The organism is Phenylobacterium sp. (assembly GCF_031360265.1).
In the GTDB taxonomy this organism is placed as follows: Bacteria; Pseudomonadota; Alphaproteobacteria; order Caulobacterales; family Caulobacteraceae; genus Phenylobacterium.
Map to the genome: position 1 here is coordinate 1 of NZ_JANMBF010000037.1, position 3505 is coordinate 3505.

General features: G+C 71.8%; 4 protein-coding genes. 3 read left to right on the top strand and 1 reads right to left on the bottom strand.

Translation table 11 applies throughout. The features are described from left to right. Both RMN86_RS03045 and RMN86_RS03050 read left to right on the top strand, forming a co-directional pair. Nucleotides 1-599: hypothetical protein (locus RMN86_RS03045; protein WP_309604352.1), on the top strand; the 599-nt coding region annotated here is incomplete at its 5' end. A gap of 390 nt (nucleotides 600-989) precedes the next feature. Then, nucleotides 990-2213: a pyridoxal phosphate-dependent aminotransferase gene (locus RMN86_RS03050; protein ID WP_405041303.1), complete on the top strand. Its 1224-nt coding sequence runs from the start codon at nucleotides 990-992 to the stop codon at nucleotides 2211-2213. Between the two features lie 14 nt (nucleotides 2214-2227). On the opposite strand, the gene RMN86_RS03055 is transcribed toward RMN86_RS03050, so the two are convergent. Next, nucleotides 2228-2968, bottom strand: a complete 741-nt coding sequence (locus RMN86_RS03055) for a methyltransferase (protein ID WP_309604354.1) — start codon at nucleotides 2966-2968, stop codon at nucleotides 2228-2230. A gap of 132 nt (nucleotides 2969-3100) precedes the next feature. On the opposite strand from RMN86_RS03055, the gene RMN86_RS03060 reads away from it, so the two are divergent. Then, nucleotides 3101-3505: polyprenyl synthetase family protein (locus RMN86_RS03060; protein ID WP_309604355.1), on the top strand; the 405-nt coding region annotated here is incomplete at its 3' end.

The window sequence follows — 3505 nt, forward strand, 5'->3', positions numbered from 1 at the left end:
ACCCGACCCCCACAGCCGAACGCCGCGAGCAGTTGCTCGGCATCGTCGCCGAGAAGACCGTGGCGCTGCTGTGCGAGGTCCAGCAGCGCGCGTTTGAGGCGCAGACGGCGGCGGACACGGCGCTGCTCTGCGACACCGTGGTCAAGCTCGCCCGGTCCGCGCGCCAGTCGGTGGCCCTGCACGGCAAGCTGGAGAAGGATCGGCTGCGCGGCGAGCCCGAGGCGGCCAAGGCTCAGGCGCAGGTCCACGCGGTCGCGGTCAGACAGCGCAGGCTTCAGCTGCAGCGCGGCGTCGAGGCGCAGCTCTGCGCCGACTGGGACCCGGAGATCCAGGACGACGACGGCGAGTCCTTCCACCTTCTCGGATTGATCCAGGAGCGCCTCGACGATGTTTCCGAGGACGAAGACTTCCTCGATCTCGACCCCGACCAGCTGATCGCCCGGCTCTGCGAAGAGCTCGGCGTGGAAGCCGCCAGGGCCGACGCCGTGCTGGCCCCGCACAAGGCTGTGGCCTCGGCCGCCCCGCCGCAGCCTGGCCCTGCACCGGGCGCGCGCCCCAACGGCCACGACGCCCCGCCGCCGCCCGACAACACCTCCTGATCGGCGGGTCCCCGCGACCGCGCCTCCGCAACTTCCAGAGCTCCCGAACACCAAAACTCTGTCATCCCGTAAGGCTGAAAAGCCGATCCGGGAGCCAGAGCCGCTTGCGTTGGCCCCAGGGTCCCGGCGCTTCAGCCTGCGGGCGCAGGCTTGCGACCGGGATGGCAGGAGACATTGGACCAGGCCAAGTCCGGCGCCAGCGGCGGCGTCCGCATCCTTATCTCCAACCCCCAACCCCAACCTCTGGCGCCCAAAAATCTGACCTGTGGGCGGCAGGTCTGCGCGGGGCTTATGCAGCGACGCCGGAACGCGGCCGGGCGCGACGAACCTCGGTTGCCGGCGCGGCGGCGGGGCGGCATGTCGCCGAGGCCTGTTCCACGCCAGCGAAGGATGATCCCGTTGACCGATTCCAAGCCCGACCTGGCCCTGATGGGGCGCCGTTCGTTCCTGCGCGCCGCCGCGCTCGCGGCCGCCGTGCCGATCGTCACCGAGGCGACCCTGGCCCAGGCCAAGCTCGCCTCGCAGAGCCTGGGCGTCCTGCCGCCCGATGCGGTGATCATCAACGCCAACGAGAACCCGCTGGGGCCCTGCAAGGCGGCCTGCGAGGCGATCATCAGGATCCTGCCGCTGGGCGGCCGCTACGACCGGATGGGCGAGCTGGACGCCCTGACCAACGAATACGCGGCCCTGCATGGCCTGAAGCCCGAGACCCTCGCCTTCTACGCCGGCTCGTCGGAACCCCTGCACTACGCCACGCTGGCCTTCACCTCGCCGACCCGCAGCCTGGTGATGGCCGACCCGTCCTATGAATCGGCCGCCGCGGCGGCGATGATCTCCAGGGCCGCGGTCCACAAGGCGCCGCTGACCGCGACCTATGCCCACGACGTCAGGGCGATGGTCGCCGCCGACCCCAACGCCGGCCTGATCTACATCGTCAACCCGAACAATCCCACCGGCACGATCACGTCGCGCGAGGACATCCTCTGGGCGCTGGAGAACAAGCCCAAGGGCTCGATCCTGCTGGTGGACGAGGCCTATATCCACCTGAGCGACGAGCACGACGTGCTGGACCAGGTGGTGGCCGGCAAGGACATCATCGTCCTGCGCACCTTCTCCAAGATCTATGGCATGGCCGGCATCCGCTGCGGCGTCGCCATCGCGCGCCCGGACCTTTTGGCAAAGCTGACGCCCTACTACCAGAACGCCATGCCGGTGACCGCGCTGGTCGCCGCGCGCGCCTCGCTCGCCGACAAGGTGCTGATCCCCGCCCGCAAGAAATGGATCGCCGACAGCCGGATCGAGACCCTCGCCTTCCTCAAGGCCAATGGCTTCAAGCCCATCGGCGCATCGCAATCCAACTGCTTCATGATCGACACCGGCCGCCCCGCCCGCGGCGTGATCGCCGGGATGCAGCGGGAGAAGGTCTATATCGGCCGCATCTGGCCGGTGTGGCCCAATGCGGTGCGGATCTCCGTCGGCTCGCCCGACGACATGGCCAAGTTCCGCGTCGCGTTCAAGAGCGTGATGGACGCGCCGGCCCTGGCCGCGACGACGCCGCTGCGGACGGCCGCGCGCGGGCCGGTGGGGATGCGCGGCGACAAGTTCCTGTCCTGACCCATGGGGCGGCGTCAGAGCCAGTCCAGCGCCGCCTCGCCGCGCAGGATCGCCTCGGCCTGGGGGGTGTGTTTGCCGCCCTCGCGGTCGTGCAGCACCAGGGGCGGCAGCAGCCGCATCGGCGCCTTGCCGGTCTTGATCGCCCGGACCAGCACGCGCTTGGCGGGCTGATCGGCGAACGGCAGCACCGGGCGCACCTGCGCCGAGCCCGCCTTGGGGGCCAGCAGGGCCAGGATGTCGGCCAGCCGGTCGGCGCGATGGATCAGGGTGATCGTCCCGCCTTCGCGCACGGCCTTGGAGAGAAAGCCGATCCAGGCCGCCAGTCCGTCGTCGGCCATCCACGCGCCGCGCCGCTCGGCCGCCGGCCCCCGCAGGGCCTCAGGGTCGTCGAAGAACGGCGGATTGGCCATGGCGGCGTCGAAGGCTGGCAGGCCCAGGCCGGAGAATCGCAGGGCCACGTCGCCGGCGACGGCCTCGACGCGGGCCTCCAGGCCATTGCGCACGATGTTGCCCCGGGCCAGCGCCAGGGCCGCCGGATCGCGCTCGACGCCGACGAACCGGGCGTCCGGCCGCCGGGCCGCCGCCGCCAGCAGCGCCGCGCCCGCCCCGCATCCGGCCTCGATCACCCGCTGCCCCGCCCGCGCGTCGCAGGCCGCCGCCAGCAGGGCCGCGTCCACCCCGGCGCGATAGCCGCGGGCCGGCTGGCGAAGGCCTATCCGCCCGTCCAGCACCTTGTCGTCCGTGGTCTCGTCCATGTTTTGTGAGGTCCGGTCACGTGATCCGGGAGGCCGGTCCGCTTGACCATGCCCTGTCGCGTCACCATTGTCCCTGCCAACGGCCCCAGCCTCCCCGCGGGGGTCGTTCCAGGTCAGGAGTTCGAGGCCCGCGTGGATGCCGCCGCACGCCTCTCCGTCGCCGAAAAACCCCCGTCGCTCGACGGGCTGACGGCGCTTGCCGCGCGCGACATGGCCGTCGTCGACGCCCTGATCCGCCAGCATATGGACTCGCCCGTGCCGGTGATCCCGGCGCTGGCCGACCACCTGATCGCCGGCTCGGCCAAGCGCCTGCGCCCGCTGCTCACCGTCGCCGCCGCCCGCCTGGCCGGCGCCCGCGACGACGCCGGCCTGAAGCTCGCCGCCGCGGTCGAGTTCATCCACACCGCCACCCTGCTGCACGACGACGTGGTGGATTCCTCCCAGCTGCGTCGCGGCCGGGTCGCCGCCCACCAGATCTGGGGGGCGCCCACGAGCGTGCTGGTCGGCGACATCCTCTTCGCCCGGGCGGTCGCGCTG